The organism is Gordonia sp. ABSL11-1, assembly GCF_030315685.1.
In the GTDB taxonomy this organism is placed as follows: domain Bacteria; phylum Actinomycetota; class Actinomycetes; order Mycobacteriales; family Mycobacteriaceae; genus Gordonia.
In genome coordinates, this window is record NZ_JASXSI010000001.1 from 98,633 (window position 1) to 112,692 (window position 14,060).

Genomic DNA, 14,060 nt, shown 5'->3' on the forward strand with positions numbered 1-14,060 from the left:
GGATCAGTCCGCACAGGTCGCGGCGAGGATGCAGAGCCCGGCCGCGATGTGGAACGCGTTGTCGTAGCTGCCCTGGGCGTCACGGATGTACCCGGCGCCGAAGGCGGCGACCGCCGCGCCGAGCTGATGGGAGGCGAACACCCAGCCGAACACGACCGGGGTGTCCGCGCCGAAGTACTCGTGATAGATCGCGATCGTCGGCGGAACGGTCGCGACCCAGTCGAGGCCGTAGAAGATGATGAACACCCAGGTGGCACCTGGGTGCGGGAACGGCGTGTCGATCTCGCCCGGCGGCTGCTCGAATCCGCGGACCTGTCCGTCGATCTCGTCGCCGAGAGATCCGGGCTGGGGACGGCCGACAACCTGCGTCACCATCTCCGCAAGTGGCTGGGCATGTCGCCGTCGTCGTACCGGAAGACGTTTGCGGGCAATCACGCCGAGCGGTCGGCGGGCACCGCGGACTGATCGGGCCGTCCGATCAGTCGATCGCGGCTCTGCTGTCGAAGAAGTAGACTTTGCCGATGTTCGTCGCCGTCGCGATCTGACCGGACGGCGACACCGAGACACCGGTTGCGAATCCGCCCGACTCGGGGAGCGGCAGCGACCGCTTGGTGGTGCCGTCGGTGCTCGAGACCTCGGTGAGGGACAACGAATCCCGGCCCCGGTCGCGCACGACCGTCCAGGCTGTCTTCTGATCGGTCAGGGTGGAAAGGCTCACGACGGCGAGATCCTTGCGCTGCCAGACCTGTTCGGCATGGTCACCCGCGTCGCGCAGCAGTGTGAGCGGTGCCCCGAGCACACCCGTGGGGATGATCAGTCCGTCCGGCGAGACCGACATCGTCGCGAAACCGTAGCCGCCGTTCTCGTAGGTCCAGCGAGTCTTGCCCGAGGTCGCGTCGAGGGCGACGATCCGCCCGAGCCGACTGAACGCGTAGACGGTCGAGCCGTCGGCCGACAGGGTCGGTGTACCGACGACCCCGCCGGGGATGTCGGCGTGCCAGAGCTCGCGGATGGTGCGACCGTCGTCGGCGGTGGAGTAGTCCATCCCGCGCACCTGGGAGGCGATGGCGCCCGGTGGCCAGAAGTTCACGAAGAGGCGTTCGTGCTGGTTGTCGACCGCCGGCGGGGACGGAATCGCGCAGCGCGGGCCGTTGGTGACGCACTCGCCGAAGCCGAAGGTCGGGTCAGCCGGGTCGGCGTCCGGTCGCAGTCGCACCTCGGGAGCGGCGAGTTCGCCGGTCTGCGTGTCCACGAGCAGCAATTGTCCCTGTGTCGTCGCGATCAGGACCTGTCCGGGAGCGGCGAACTTCGCCGACAGCGGAACTCCGAGGACGGGGAGTCGCCAGCGGATGGCGCCACCGGCGTTGAACGCGAGGAAGGTCGTCTCCTCTCCGACGTATGGCTGGTCGAACTGATCGACGAGCAGTGCGTTCACCTCGATGCCGGTACGCATGCGCTTGCAGAAATTCTTGCGCCCGCTGTTCGGATCGAGGACGAGGACGTTGCAGCCGCTCGCCGTGTTCGAGGTGACCCCGACGTTCGACTGGTTGGACAGGGTGATCGGCGCCGTGACCGGACCACCCGTCGGACGTGTCCAGGCCAGCGCGAGGTCGTCGGGCACGGCCGGGTAGGCGAAGTTGGAGTTGGCCGCGTTGCCGCCGTAGCTCGACCAGCCGGGTCCGGCGACGGAACGGACGTCGATGTGCCCGTCGGAGCAGGCGGACACGATCACCGCGATGACGGTCGCCAGGATCGCCGCGAGGGTCGTCGGCACCTGACGGGCGACCCCGCGCCCACCGGCTGACACAGCCATCTGACTCCTGTTCTGTCGCGATCTGCCTCGTCGTTCGACGTGCCAGCAGAGAGCCTATCGTGCCGAGAATTCGGGTCGATTAGGGTTTGTCGTCATGACCACGATGTGGAACGCCTCCTACGGGTCCCGATGGCGGGCCGGTCGTCGGCGGGACCCCGCGCAGGCGCGGTTCCTGACCCGGGACTCGCTGCGCTGGGTCATCCGTAACAAGGCGTACTCGCCGTGGTACCTGGTCCGCTACTACCGACTGGCGCGTTTCCGGCTGGGCAATCCGCACGTCGTGCTGCGCGGCATGGTGTTCCTCGGCCGCAACGTCGAGATCCATGCGACCCCGCAGATGTCCCGGCTGGAGATCGGTCGGTGGGTGCACATCGGCGACGGGAACTCGATCCGCTGTCACGAGGGCAGCCTGAGGATCGGTGACAAGACCGTCTTCGGCTGCAACAACGTGATCAACTCGTACCTCGACCTCGAGATCGGTGGATCCACCCTGGTCGCGGACTGGTGCTACATCTGCGACTTCGACCACAAGATGGACGACATCACGCTCCCCATCAAGGATCAGGGGATCGTGAAGGGGCCGGTCCGGATCGGACCCGACACCTGGATCGCCGCGAAGGTCTCCGTCCTGCGCAACACCGTCGTCGGACGTGGGTGTGTCCTCGGCTCGCACGCGGTGGTCCGCGGCGTCATCCCGGACTATTCGATCGCCGTCGGCGCACCCGCGCGAGTCGTGAAGAACCGCAAGGACGACTGGGCCAAGACCGCGGAGGAACGCGCCGAACTCGAGCGTGCGCTCGCCGACATCGAACGCAAGAAGGCGGCCGCCGCGCGCAAGTCGTGATCGGGCTGTGCGCTCGTCCTCAGCGGGAGCCCGGGGTGCTCGGCCTGCCTTCACTGGGCTGGACGACGACGAAACCCGGTCCGTGGAAGGCGAGTTGGAACGATTCGCCGGAACCACGCCCGATCAGTGAGCCGATCGTGAAGTCGTTCTTCACGATCGGCGCGAGGTTGGCCGACCAGCAGACGGCCGCCTGCGGATCGACGAAGGTCGGCTGGAGCGAACAGTCGAGCAGCATGGGCGGGCCGTCGCTGGTGATGCCGACGGTCCCAGGCCCGTCAGCGTCAGGTTGAACAGGCCGCCGGCGAGCATGCCCGCGTTGCCGACCGACGTGATGTGCCTCCTCGAGTGAGGCGTCGAAGGCCAGCAGACTGGACGTGTTGATGGTGATCGCATCACCCTCGAGGTCGATGGTGAAGACGTTGCTGTTGCGGCGTGCGAAGAACACCTCGCCGACCGCGGACCCGCATGAGTTGGCCGCCCTCGTTGGTGACTGCCTTCTTCAAGAAATTCGACATGCTGCCGGCACCCTCGTGGGCGAAGTCGAACTGACCCTGGTAGGCGTCCATCGCACCCTTGGCGGCCAACGCCTCCGGTCCGAAACCGACGCGAAGCATCTTGTCCGACTGCATGGTCCAGCGTGTGGTGCTCTGCTTCTCGCGGTTGGGCCTGGTCGAAGATCGGGCTGCGCACGGTGATGGCTCATTCAGGTATCTGCCGCGGCTCTCGGCGCGGACTACTCCGATTGTCCGGGATCCCGTTCGGGTAGGGGCCGTTCCGGGATGTGCGGTCGGCCGAGCAGATGACGGACCCGCCGTTTCGAGGCCAGGTACACCCCCGCGGTGCGTTCGGCGACCTCTGCCCACGAGAACTCATCGGTGAGCCGGTCGCGGGCCGCCACGGCGCGGGCCGCCGTGGCCGACGGATCGGCCAGGGTGGCGCGGACGGCGGACGCGATGCCCGCGACATCGCCGGGGTGGAAGGTGAGTCCGGTGGTCGGGTCGCTCACCGCCTCGCCGAGCCCACCCGCCGTCGAGACGACCAGGGGCGCACCGGTGGCGGCAGCCTCCAGCGCGACGATGCCGAAGGGCTCGTAGCGGCTGGGCAGCACGATGGCCGCGCACCGGTGCATCAGGCCGACCAGGCCGTCGTGGTCGACGGCGCCGAGGAATCGCACCGCCTTGGTGACGCGATGTCGCCTGGTCTCGTCGGCCAGCCACTCCGCCTGGGTACCGGTGCCGGCAACCGTCAGCGTGGTGCCGGGATGCGTCCGCCGAATCCGGGGGAGCGCGGCCAGCAGGTCCTGCACACCCTTCTCGTACTCGAGTCGGCCGGCGAAGAGCAGTTCCGGGGGACCCGCGGCGGGACCGCGCGCAGCGAACGGCCAGGTGCGGATGTCGATCCCGTTGTGGATCACCGAGACATCGGGGATATCCGGTCCGAAGAGTCGGGTCACCTCGTCACGCATGGAGGCCGAACAGGTGATGAGCGAATCGGATTCGCGGGCGAGCCACCATTCGACCGAGTGCACCTGACGATTGGTCGGACCACTCACCCAGCCGCTGTGCCGTCCGGCCTCGGTGGCGTGGACGGTGGACACGAGCGGGACGTCGAAGTACTCGGCGAGCGCGATCGCGGGATGGGCCACCAACCAGTCGTGGGCGTGTACGACGTCCGGCTCCCAGCCGCCTCCATCAGGCGAATGACGTTCGCCGGCAAGAACTCTGAGTCCCGCACGGACGAACGAGTGACCCATGGCGAGGGTCCACGCCATCATGTCGCGCCCGAAGTCGAACGCGACCGGGTCCTCGGCGACCGCGACGATCCGCACCCGGTCGACCGTCATGTCGGTGGTCGGATGGCTGAGCGCGTCGGTGCCGGTGGGCCGGCGCGTCAGCACGATGATCTCGTGCCCCTGACCGGCGAGTTCCGTCGCGAGGTGGTGGACGTGGCGACCCAGGCCGCCGACGACGACAGGCGGGTACTCCCACGAGACGATCAACACCCTCATCCGACATCCCCCGTCGCGTTCATCCCCCTGGCAGTCATCCCCGTGCCCTCCCCGGCGCGTCGATCGTGGGCAACCGTCTCGCATCCAGACCGGCGAACAGGTTGTCGGCGCGCGACCAGTTCGCCGCGAGCCTCGCAGCCTGCTCGTCGCGACCGGACAGCGCGGCATCGCAGATCTCCCGCGTCGCGTGCGCATGTTTGTGTGCCCGGTCGACAGCGTACTGGGCCGCGGTGTCCTTGGAGACCATGAACGGCCAGTCCGACGCGACGGTCAGGAGGGTCTCCCGCACGATCTGATCGGCGATCCTGCTGCGGGTTGGGCCGCCCGTGGCCAGCACCTTCTCGACGGCACTCACCGCGGTCTCGGTCACCTCGGTGTTCAACTGCACGAGGTGTTGCACCTGTGGTCCGTTCCAGACACGCCAGTCCTTGCCCGATCCCCACGACGACGCCGGGAGGTCGACCGGTGTCCCGACGAAGCCGTTCCGTCGTGCGGACGCCAGTGTGCCGACCCGGACGCCGGCCTCCGGCAGTCGGCGCAGGACGCGTTCGAGCCACACCGGTCCCTCATGCCACCAGTGCCCGAACAACTCGGTGTCGAAGGCGGCGACGACCAGCGCGGGACGTCCGATGCGGGCAGACTCGTCGACGAGACGCCGACGTATCTGATCCACGAAGTCGTCGACGTGCCGATCGATGACCGCGTCGGCACGCTGCGGGTCGTAGGGCCTCTTGTCCTTCGCCTCCACCGTGCGGCCGGTCACACGTGCCGGCTTGAGTCCGCTCGCATGGTCGTAGGTGTGGAAATCGCGGTAGGCGGCGTGACCGGGATACCCGGACCTCGGCGACCACACCCGATAGCTGACGACGAGATCGCGACCGAACGCGATGACGCCGGAGTCGCCCACCGGGCGGCCGAGAGCGGTGTCGCCCTTCAACGTCGGGCCGTCGACCAGGAAGTGGCCGACCCCCGCCGATCGGTATTCGTCCTCCATCCCCGGCGCGAAGGCGCATTCGGGTGCCCAGATGCCGGCCGGGTCGACGGCCCACCGCGCGCGGGCGTCGGCCAGCCCCTCGGTCAACGAGAACCGTCGCAGACGCGGATCGAGCAGGGGGGCGAACGGATGGGCGAGGGGACCGCCGAGCAGTTCCATGACCCCCGACGACGCGAGGGTGCGGATCATCGGGGCGCCGCCGTGGCGCCACTGCGACTCGAACTCGGCGATCGCGTCGGCGGCGCACCGGTACTCACGGGCACCGAGCGTCCGGCGATCCGCATCCGCTGACGTCGCGGCCTCGGTCGCACGCAGCTGCCAGTCGGCCAGCCATTCGTACATCGATGCGGCACAGTGCGGGTCGTCGAGTTGGGCCGCGAGCACCGGGGTGATGCCCAGCGACAGCTGATCGGCCAGGCCGTCGTCGGCGAGGCGGCGGAGCATGGCGAAGACCGGCAGATAAGACCCGGCCCATGACTGGTAGAGCCATTCCTCTCCGACAGGCCACCGGCCGTGGTTGGCGAGCCACGGCAGGTGGGAGTGCAGCACCACGGTGAACTGCCCGGGAACGGGAGAGCGCGACGAGTCCGACACGGTGACGTCGGTGTCAGCGCCGGGCGGCGAGCGCGAGCAGATCGAGGCTGGCGTCGATGTCGCCGTCCGGTCCGGCGGCGTCGCGGATGTCGAAGTCGTCGGTACCCACCGAGGCGATATCGGCGGACAGGTCGGCCGGCCACGGCTCCCCGGCGAGTGCCCGTTCGATCTGTGCGTCGATCAGCGACCCGCCCCACTTCGTGTCGAGCCGCGCGAGGCCGTCGCCGTGATGAACGCCGAGCATTGCGCTCACGTCGAATCCACCCTCGGTGAGCAATTCGGTCAGCTCCGCAGCGTCGAGCTCCCGTGTGTGGAACGGGTTGAGCGGGGTGTCGCGGCCGGGGGAGAAGGTGATGCGATTGGGTGTCGAGATCAACAGCAGCCCTCCGGGGCGCAACACGCGCCGGCACTCGGCGACGAATCCCGGCTGATCCCAGAGGTGCTCGATCACCTGGAAGTTGACCACCACGTCGACCGAGGCGTCATCGAGCGGGAGATCGATCAGATTCCCCTGGTGCACGACGAGCCCGGGGTAGCGGCGACGGGTGTGCTCGACAGCGCTCTCGTCGTAGTCGACACACGTCACCGAGCGCGCGACAGTGGCCAGCATCGCCGCGCCGTACCCTTCACCCGACCCCGCCTCGAGTACGTCGCGTCCGTCGCACTGCCCGAGCACATGGGTGTAGGCCACCTCATGGCGCCGGAACCAGTAGTTCTCCTCGGGGATGCCGGGGACGGTGCGCTCGCCGGTCAACGCGAGGGTCTCGTGGAACTCGGTCATCCGCATGAGCCTAGGGCATCGGTTTCCGGCCCATCCTTACGCTCACGCTGAACCTATCGTTGACCTGCGCGGCAGCCGGATGCTGACATGGTCTGCACAAGACGTCGGAGGCCGGCCCGGCGTCTCCTGCGAGTACTCACTCGTGACCTCATCTCGACTGACACACAACATGTGTGGGCATCGCCGTGTCCGCACTCAGGAGGATTGACCACGCCATGACCACCGAAGCGGTCTCCGACGAGATCAGATTCGCCTACTGGGTGCCCAACGTCAGCGGCGGGCTGGTGACCAGCGACATCGAACAGCGCACCAGCTGGGACTACGACTACAACGTCAAGCTGGCCCAGACGGCGGAGAACAACGGATTCGAGTACGCGCTGTCACAGGTTCGCTACGAGGCGAGCTATGGGGCCGAGTTCCAGCACGAATCAACGAGTTTCAGCCTTGCGCTGCTGCTCGCGACCCAGCGTCTGAAGGTGATCGCCGCGGTGCATCCCGGGCTGTGGCAGCCTGCGGTCCTGGCCAAACTGGGCGCCACCGCCGATCAGCTCTCCGGTGGCCGGTTCGCCGTGAACGTGGTGAGCGGCTGGTTCAAGGACGAGTTCACCCACCTCGGTGAGCCGTGGCTCGAACACGACGAGCGCTACCGTCGCAGCGCCGAGTTCCTGCAGGTGCTGCGCAAGATCTGGACCGAGGACGACGTGGACTTCCGCGGCGACTTCTATCGGATCCACGATTTCACCCTCAAGCCGAAGCCACTGAACACCCCGGGTCGGCCGAATCCGGAACTGTTCCAGGGCGGAAACTCGCTGGCCGCACGCCGCAACGGCGGCCGGTACTCGGACTGGTACTTCTCCAACGGCAAGGACTTCGACGGTGTCACCGAGCAGATCGTCGACGTCCGGGCGTCGGCCCGCGAGGCCGGACGAGAGGTGAAGGTCGGACTCAACGGCTTCATCATCGCCCGCGACACCGAGAAGGAGGCCCGCGACACCCTCCGCGAGATCGTCGAGAAGGCCAACCGGCCGGCGGTCGAGGGATTCCGCGACGCGGTCCAGCAGGCCGGGAACTCGACGTCGACGAAGACCGGTATGTGGGCGGATTCCTCGTTCGAGGACCTCGTGCAGTACAACGACGGTTTCCGTACCGGGCTGATCGGTACACCCGAACAGATCGCCGAGCGCATCGCCGCCTACCGCAAACGTGGTGTGGATCTCATTCTCGGCGGCTTCCTGCATTTCCAGGAGGAGATCGAGTACTTCGGTGAGCGGGTGCTCCCGCTCGTCCGGGAGATCGAGGCGAGCGAGCGCTCGGACAACACCGCGCTGGTAGGAGTCTGACCGACCCCTTCACGCTGCTTCGAATCGCGGCCCACCGGAGGGGTCGCCCACCGTGGCCCGTCGCGCCGACGCGACGGGCCACGCTGCGTGTGGAGTGCGTTCTGTGAGGTAGTCGATGTTTTGCGGCGGGAAGGCAGACGCTAGAGTGGGGGAGACCGATAGCAACTTACTTGTCAGTAAGATGCCGAAACCGACGCAGGAGGTCGACGCAGACCCATGACAAACATTGTCGTTCTGATCAAGCAGGTTCCCGACACGTGGTCCGAGCGCAAGTTGTCCGATGACGACTACACCCTGGACCGTGAGGCCGCAGACGCCGTTCTCGACGAGATCAACGAGCGCGCGGTCGAGGAGGCCCTGAAGATCAAGGAAGCCGACGGCGGCGAGGTCACCGTGCTGACCGCCGGACCGGAGCGGGCCACCGAGGCCATCCGCAAGGCCCTGTCGATGGGCGCCGACAAGGCGATCCACATCAAGGACGACCAGTTGCACGGCTCCGACGCGGTCCAGACCGCGTATGTACTGGCCCGCGCGCTGGGCACCGTCGAGGGCGTCGAGCTCGTCATCGCCGGCAACGAGGCCACCGACGGTCGCGTCGGTGCCATCCCGGCGATGATCGCCGAGTACCTCGAACTGCCGCACCTGACCCACCTGCGCAAGCTCACCGTCGAGGGCGAGACCCTCAAGGGCGAGCGTGAGACCGACGACGGCATCTTCCACATCGAGGCCGACCTCCCGGCCATCGTCAGCGTGAACGAGAAGATCAACGAGCCGCGGTTCCCGTCCTTCAAGGGCATCATGGCCGCGAAGAAGAAGGAGGTCCAGGTCGTCACCCTCGCCGAGATCGATGTCGAGGCCGGCGATGTGGGCCTGGAGAACGCCGGCAGCCAGGTGACCGCCTCCGCTCCGAAGCCGCCGAAGACCGCCGGTGAGCGTGTCAGCGACGAGGGCGACGGTGGCACCAAGGTCGCCGAGTACCTGGTGTCGCAGAAGATCATCTAGTCCTCACGGGCACTGACATCACCAGCGACAACCCAGACATTCAGGAGACAGAAGAATCATGGCTGAAGTACTCGTGCTCGTGGAGCAGGACGCCGAAGGCGCCCTGAAGAAGGTCACCAGCGAGCTGATCACCGCTGCCCGTGCGCTCGGCAGCCCGTCGGCGGTCGTCGTCGGCAAGCCGGGGTCCGCCGACAGCATCATCGACGGCCTCAAGGAGGCCGGCGCGGAGAAGGTCTACGTCGCCGAGTCCGACGACGCCGCGTCCTACCTGATCACCCCGCAGGTCGACGTGTTGTCGTCGATCGCCGAGCAGGCCTCGCCGGCCGGCGTCCTCGTCGCGGCCACGGCCGACGGCAAGGAGATCGCCGGTCGACTGGCCGTCCGTCTCGGTTCCGGCGTGCTCGCCGACGTCGTCGACGTCAAGGAAGGTGCCGTCGGTATCCACTCGATCTTCGGTGGCGCGTTCACCGTCGACGCCGTGGCCAAGGGCGACGTCCCGATCTTCTCGGTCCGTCCGGGTGGCGTCGAGGCCGCACCGCAGGCCGGCGCCGGTGAGCGGGTCGACGTCGAGGTCCCGGCCCAGGCCGAGGGCGTTGTCAAGATCACCAAGGTCGAGCCGAACGTGGGCGGCGACCGTCCGGAGCTCACCGAGGCGTCGATCGTCGTCTCCGGTGGCCGCGGTGTCGGCAGCGCGGACAAGTTCTCCGTGGTCGAGGAGCTCGCCGACTCGCTCGGTGCCGCCGTCGGTGCCTCGCGCGCCGCGGTCGACTCCGGCTACTACCCGGGTCAGTTCCAGGTCGGTCAGACGGGTAAGACCGTCTCGCCGCAGCTCTACATCGCGCTCGGCATCTCCGGTGCCATCCAGCACCGCGCCGGTATGCAGACCTCGAAGACGATCATCGCCGTCAACAAGGATGAAGAGGCGCCGATCTTCGAGATCGCCGACTACGGTGTGGTCGGCGACCTGTTCAACGTCGCACCGCAGCTGACCGACGAGGTCAAGAAGCGCAAGTGACGCGGGCGCTCTGCGCCTGATCTGCGTCCAGACCCCCGGATCGTGTCGGTACACCGGCATGACCCGGGGGTCTTCGGCGTCCGCGGTCGCAGGCGTCCGCGGTCGCGGGTGGTCGCCGCTCGTCGACGTTCACCGCATGAGCACCGACACGACACGTTGTCGTGGCCGTCGCGTCGATCGGCGTGGCTGTCATCAGGGACATGACAGTCACGACATTCGCCCCACCCCTCGGTACCGCCCGCCCGGTCCTAATCGCGGGCCCTTTCACGGTCGAGATCACCGACGACCCGCGTGACATCGCCGAGGCCCAGGGTCTCCGATATCGGGTGTTCGCCGCCGAATGCGGATTCGGCGACGGTGTCGGCGACGCGTCGACCGGGCTGGATGCCGACCGGTTCGACGCCCACTGCGAACACCTCGTGGTGCGACACACCGACGACGGGCTCGTCGGCTGCGCGCGACTCCTGCCGCCGGCGCGTGCGGTCGCCGCGGGCGGGTGGTACACGAGCACCGAGTTCGACGTCACCGAGCTCGACGGGATCCGTTCGGAGACGGTCGAGATGGGCCGTGCGGTGGTCTCCGCCGGACACCGTAGCGGCGCGACCACCGGATTGATGTGGGCGGCCGTACTGCAGTACGTCGTCGACGTCGACTGCCGCTATGTCCTCGGATGCGTCTCGATACCGCTCGGCACGAAGGGGCCCGATGGTCCGATGCCGCGGGGGTCGATGCTGCGTGGGGTCCGCGACGAGGTCCGCGACCGTCACCGTGCACCATGGCAGGTCTACCCGCGTGCACGCGCCGTCGTCGACGGCCGCTTCCTCGACGAGATCGACCCACCTCCGGTCCTGCGCCCGCCCGCGCTGCTGCGCGGATATCTGCGGCTCGGCGCGCGCGTCTGCGGCGAACCCGCGATCGACGAAGTCTTCGAGGTCGGTGATCTCGTCACCGTCATCGACCGCCAACAGTGCAACGCGCGCTACCTCGATCGGATGAGATCCGCGGTCACCCGACTCGCCGCCGGGAGCCGGTCATGACCGCTGCCGCCGCGACGGTGGTGACCGGGCCGGTCGCATCGTCGGCGGTCCCGACGCCGACGATGTCCGAATCGCGGGTGCTCGCCCCGGTGGTGCTGGAGATGCCGGCCCCCGTCGTGCGTGCGCCACACGCCTGGTATCCGGCGAGTGTGTGCGGAAACCATTGTCGGTCAGGTGATCACATCGACATCGCGGGGCGTGCGTGCAGGGCGTCCCGGCTCGTGTGCCTCGTCTCGTTCGCGGCGCTCCTGCTGGCGACCGGACCGCTCGTCGCCCTGATGCCGCGCCTCATCCGTCGTCGCTACCTGGTCGGGGCCGCGCGGGGACTCCTCCGCTCGATCGGTGTCGAGGTCCGGATCGACGACCGACGGCCGTTCGCCGGGTCCGCGCGTGGACTCATCGTGGCGAACCACATCTCCTATCTCGACATCCTCGCGCTCGCGGTGATCAGCCCGGCGCACTTCGTGGCCAAGTCCGACGTCGCGTCCATGCCCGTGATCTCGGGACTCGCGCGTCGGCTGGGCGTCATCACTCTCGACCGGGCGTCGCTGCGGGATCTGCCGTCGGCGGTGCAGTCGGCGGTCACCGAACTGCATCGCGACCGGTCGGTGGCGGTCTTCCCGGAGGGGACCACCTGGTGCGGCCGCGAGGCGGGACGGTTCCGTCCGGCTTTCTTCCAGGCAGCCATCGATGCCGGGGTCCCGGTCATGCCGGTGCGGCTGCGGTTCACCACCCCCGACGGCGCGGTCACCTCGGTGGCGAGTTTCATCGGCGAGGACTCGGTGGCCGAGACGTTGCGGCGGGTGCTGTCGGCGCGAGGGCTCACCCTGCACATCACGGTGCACGAGATGCAACTCCCCGGCACCGACCGGCGGACCCTGGCGCAACGGTGCGAACGACTCGTCGCCGCCTGACCGCAGATCGCCGACGGACCTTGTCCGGCGGGCGGGGCGCTGATGACGACGTCACATATCTCATATATGTTTGGGCATTGACCGGTGACCGCCCGGTCGATCAGCCGACACGAGGAGGCGCTCGAGCCATGACGTCCGCACCCACACTGACCCGCGACGAGGCGAAGGCACGATTCACCGAATTGAGGTCGGTCGACGGCCGCGTGGACGACGCCGAGCTCGATACCGTGTGGGCCGGACTGGAGACCCTGCGTCCCGAGGCGATGCTGGGTGCCTGGAAGGGCGGCGAGTTCACCACCGGTCATCCGGTCAACGGGATGTTGCAGAAGGCCGGATGGTTCGGCAAGACCTTCACCTCGCGCAACGACGTGCAGCCGTTGATGTGCCGGAACGCCGACGGTGAGCTGTATTCCAACACCGCTCTGGGCAAGGGCGAGGCCAGTCTGTGGGCGGTCGAGTTCCGCGGCGAGATCACCGCGTCGATGGTGTACGACGGCCAACCCATCATCGATCACTTCAAGAAGGTCGACGACACGACTGTGATGGGGATCATGAACGGCAAGGGCGGGGTCGTCGACGGTCGCCATCTGTACTTCTTCCTCGAACGCGTCTGAGATTCGGATCGACGCCGCCGTCGTCTCGACGCCGGGCGGCCCCTTCGAGGTGAAGCCGGTCGACATCGACGAACTCGGCAGGGTGAGGCGTTGGTCCGCATACGCGCGGTCGGCATCTGCCACACCGATCTCGGGATGAAGGCCACGTGGTCGCGGCGACGGCTGCCGCAGGTCTTCGGACACGAGGGCGCCGGCATCGTCGAGGCGGTCGGGCCCGGGGGGTGACCCGTGTCGTCCCCGGTCAGACGATCTGCCTGACGTTCCGCAGCTGCGGGGACTGCGTGCATGTGGCGGAGCATCCCGCCTACTGCACCGGCGCCTGGAACACCGCGGGTCGGTTCGACGGATCGCCGACGCTGACCCGCGCCGGTACCCCGGGTGCACGGCGGGTTCTTCGGCCAGTCCAGTTTCGCGACGTACGCGATCGCGCACGAGGACAACACCGTCTTCGTGCCCGCCGGCCTCTCGGCGGCCGGTTGCGGCTCCGCTCGGATGCGGCGTGCAGACCGGCTACGGCACGGTGACCCGCGTGGTGAGGCCGGAACCCGGTGCGGCGGTGACCGTGTCCGGGGCGGGCGGCGTCGGGTTGTGCTCGGTGATGGCGGCCGTCCGCGCCGGAGCCGACGTGGTCGCCGTCGACCCCATCCCGGGCCGGCGCGCGTCGGCGGAGAAGTTCGGTGCGATCGGGACCGTCGACCCCTCGGCGACCGACGATGTGGCCGGTGCGGTGTCCGCGCTCCACGGCCGGGGCAGCCGCCACGCCATCGACACGACCGCTCGACAGGACGTGCTCGATGTCGCCGTGTCGGCGGCCGAGCCCGCGGCGACATCACCCTCGTCGGGATCGGGCGTCGGCTGGAGTTCGGCGTCATGCAGGTGCTCTGCAAGGGCGTGACCATCCGGGGTGTCGTCGAGGGTGACGTTGTCCCCGCGGAGATCATCCCCGAGCTCGCCGTTCTGTACGTGGCCGGTGAACTGCCGCTCGACGACCTGATCGAGGAGCATCCGTTGGCCGACATCGAGCGGGCCGCGGCCGACTCGCTGGCGGGCCGCACCGTCAAGCCGGTCCTCGTCTTCGACGACTGAGGTCACCGTCTTCGACGA

16 protein-coding genes and 2 pseudogenes are annotated in these 14,060 nt (G+C 68.2%); 11 read left to right on the forward strand and 7 right to left on the reverse strand.

What is annotated here, in order from left to right; translation table 11 throughout:
- Positions 1-18 precede the first annotated feature (18 nt).
- Positions 19-276: pseudogene (locus tag QSJ19_RS00445) on the reverse strand (MFS transporter); the annotation flags it as partial.
- On the opposite strand from QSJ19_RS00445, the pseudogene QSJ19_RS00450 reads away from it, so the two are divergent.
- Positions 253-465: pseudogene (locus QSJ19_RS00450) on the forward strand (helix-turn-helix domain-containing protein); the annotation flags it as partial. The pseudogenes QSJ19_RS00445 and QSJ19_RS00450 sit on opposite strands and share 24 nt — an antisense overlap.
- A 13-nt stretch (positions 466-478) precedes the next feature.
- Here the strand turns inward: QSJ19_RS00450 and QSJ19_RS00455 are convergent.
- On the reverse strand, positions 479-1,813 hold the full coding sequence (locus QSJ19_RS00455; protein WP_286317724.1) for an outer membrane protein assembly factor BamB family protein: 1,335 nt from the start codon (positions 1,811-1,813) through the stop codon (positions 479-481).
- 94 nt (positions 1,814-1,907) lie between these two features.
- On the opposite strand from QSJ19_RS00455, the gene QSJ19_RS00460 reads away from it, so the two are divergent.
- Positions 1,908-2,657, forward strand: coding sequence for an acyltransferase (locus QSJ19_RS00460; protein ID WP_286317725.1), 750 nt, complete (start codon positions 1,908-1,910; stop codon positions 2,655-2,657).
- Between the two features lie 19 nt (positions 2,658-2,676).
- On the opposite strand, the gene QSJ19_RS00465 is transcribed toward QSJ19_RS00460, so the two are convergent.
- The 5 genes from QSJ19_RS00465 to QSJ19_RS00485 all read right to left on the reverse strand — a co-directional run bounded on the left by QSJ19_RS00465 (position 2,677) and on the right by QSJ19_RS00485 (position 7,040).
- Complete coding sequence (locus QSJ19_RS00465) at positions 2,677-3,102, reverse strand: AIM24 family protein (protein WP_286317726.1); 426 nt, start codon at positions 3,100-3,102, stop codon at positions 2,677-2,679.
- A complete protein-coding gene (locus QSJ19_RS00470; RefSeq protein ID WP_286317727.1) occupies positions 3,050-3,286 on the reverse strand; it encodes an AIM24 family protein in 237 nt (78 codons plus the stop codon). Before QSJ19_RS00470 ends, QSJ19_RS00465 begins: the two co-directional genes overlap by 53 nt.
- A 104-nt stretch (positions 3,287-3,390) precedes the next feature.
- Positions 3,391-4,665 carry a glycosyltransferase family 4 protein gene (locus QSJ19_RS00475; protein WP_286317729.1) on the reverse strand — a complete coding sequence of 425 codons (1,275 nt, stop codon included), beginning with the start codon at positions 4,663-4,665 and terminating at the stop codon, positions 3,391-3,393.
- Between the two features lie 34 nt (positions 4,666-4,699).
- Positions 4,700-6,253: a 1,4-alpha-glucan branching protein domain-containing protein gene (locus tag QSJ19_RS00480; protein ID WP_286317730.1), complete on the reverse strand. Its 1,554-nt coding sequence runs from the start codon at positions 6,251-6,253 to the stop codon at positions 4,700-4,702.
- Between the two features lie 13 nt (positions 6,254-6,266).
- Positions 6,267-7,040, reverse strand: coding sequence for a class I SAM-dependent methyltransferase (locus tag QSJ19_RS00485; RefSeq protein WP_502876052.1), 774 nt, complete (start codon positions 7,038-7,040; stop codon positions 6,267-6,269).
- A 209-nt stretch (positions 7,041-7,249) separates the two neighbouring features.
- Here QSJ19_RS00485 and sfnG point away from each other — a divergent pair, with 209 nt between their 5' ends.
- From sfnG to QSJ19_RS00530, 9 genes are all read left to right on the forward strand, one after another.
- The gene (sfnG, locus tag QSJ19_RS00490; RefSeq protein WP_286317732.1) at positions 7,250-8,374 is read left to right on the forward strand and encodes a dimethylsulfone monooxygenase SfnG; all 1,125 of its coding nucleotides are present in this window, start codon (positions 7,250-7,252) and stop codon (positions 8,372-8,374) included.
- A gap of 216 nt (positions 8,375-8,590) precedes the next feature.
- Complete coding sequence (locus QSJ19_RS00495) at positions 8,591-9,376, forward strand: electron transfer flavoprotein subunit beta/FixA family protein (RefSeq protein ID WP_286317733.1); 786 nt, start codon at positions 8,591-8,593, stop codon at positions 9,374-9,376.
- 58 nt (positions 9,377-9,434) lie between these two features.
- Positions 9,435-10,391, forward strand: coding sequence for an electron transfer flavoprotein subunit alpha/FixB family protein (locus QSJ19_RS00500; RefSeq protein ID WP_286317735.1), 957 nt, complete (start codon positions 9,435-9,437; stop codon positions 10,389-10,391).
- 200 nt (positions 10,392-10,591) lie between these two features.
- The gene (locus tag QSJ19_RS00505; RefSeq protein WP_286317736.1) at positions 10,592-11,428 is read left to right on the forward strand and encodes a GNAT family N-acetyltransferase; all 837 of its coding nucleotides are present in this window, start codon (positions 10,592-10,594) and stop codon (positions 11,426-11,428) included.
- Positions 11,425-12,342, forward strand: coding sequence for a lysophospholipid acyltransferase family protein (locus QSJ19_RS00510; RefSeq protein WP_286317737.1), 918 nt, complete (start codon positions 11,425-11,427; stop codon positions 12,340-12,342). Before QSJ19_RS00505 ends, QSJ19_RS00510 begins: the two co-directional genes overlap by 4 nt.
- A 128-nt stretch (positions 12,343-12,470) precedes the next feature.
- Complete coding sequence (locus QSJ19_RS00515; RefSeq protein WP_286317738.1) at positions 12,471-12,956, forward strand: DUF4334 domain-containing protein; 486 nt, start codon at positions 12,471-12,473, stop codon at positions 12,954-12,956.
- A 90-nt stretch (positions 12,957-13,046) separates the two neighbouring features.
- Complete coding sequence (locus tag QSJ19_RS00520; protein ID WP_286317739.1) at positions 13,047-13,181, forward strand: alcohol dehydrogenase catalytic domain-containing protein; 135 nt, start codon at positions 13,047-13,049, stop codon at positions 13,179-13,181.
- A gap of 274 nt (positions 13,182-13,455) precedes the next feature.
- Positions 13,456-13,851: a zinc-binding dehydrogenase gene (locus QSJ19_RS00525; protein ID WP_286317740.1), complete on the forward strand. Its 396-nt coding sequence runs from the start codon at positions 13,456-13,458 to the stop codon at positions 13,849-13,851.
- Entirely contained in the window at positions 13,848-14,042 is a 195-nt protein-coding gene (locus tag QSJ19_RS00530; RefSeq protein WP_286317742.1) for a hypothetical protein, read from the forward strand. The genes QSJ19_RS00525 and QSJ19_RS00530 overlap by 4 nt, the downstream gene beginning before the upstream one ends.
- Positions 14,043-14,060: the final 18 nt, after the last annotated feature.

What these genes read in the sequence shown, in the direction of transcription:
- QSJ19_RS00455 (WP_286317724.1), bottom strand. Translation starts at nt 1,813, where the DNA reads ATGGCTGTGTCAGCCGGTGGGCGCGGGGTCGCCCGTCAGGTGCCGACG.
- QSJ19_RS00460 (WP_286317725.1), top strand. Translation starts at nt 1,908, where the DNA reads ATGACCACGATGTGGAACGCCTCCTACGGGTCCCGATGGCGGGCCGGT.
- QSJ19_RS00470 (WP_286317727.1), bottom strand. Translation starts at nt 3,286, where the DNA reads ATGCAGTCGGACAAGATGCTTCGCGTCGGTTTCGGACCGGAGGCGTTG.
- QSJ19_RS00475 (WP_286317729.1), bottom strand. Translation starts at nt 4,665, where the DNA reads ATGAGGGTGTTGATCGTCTCGTGGGAGTACCCGCCTGTCGTCGTCGGC.
- QSJ19_RS00485 (WP_502876052.1), bottom strand. Translation starts at nt 7,040, where the DNA reads ATGCGGATGACCGAGTTCCACGAGACCCTCGCGTTGACCGGCGAGCGC.
- sfnG (WP_286317732.1), top strand. Translation starts at nt 7,250, where the DNA reads ATGACCACCGAAGCGGTCTCCGACGAGATCAGATTCGCCTACTGGGTG.
- QSJ19_RS00495 (WP_286317733.1), top strand. Translation starts at nt 8,591, where the DNA reads ATGACAAACATTGTCGTTCTGATCAAGCAGGTTCCCGACACGTGGTCC.
- QSJ19_RS00500 (WP_286317735.1), top strand. Translation starts at nt 9,435, where the DNA reads ATGGCTGAAGTACTCGTGCTCGTGGAGCAGGACGCCGAAGGCGCCCTG.
- QSJ19_RS00505 (WP_286317736.1), top strand. Translation starts at nt 10,592, where the DNA reads ATGACAGTCACGACATTCGCCCCACCCCTCGGTACCGCCCGCCCGGTC.
- QSJ19_RS00510 (WP_286317737.1), top strand. Translation starts at nt 11,425, where the DNA reads ATGACCGCTGCCGCCGCGACGGTGGTGACCGGGCCGGTCGCATCGTCG.
- QSJ19_RS00515 (WP_286317738.1), top strand. Translation starts at nt 12,471, where the DNA reads ATGACGTCCGCACCCACACTGACCCGCGACGAGGCGAAGGCACGATTC.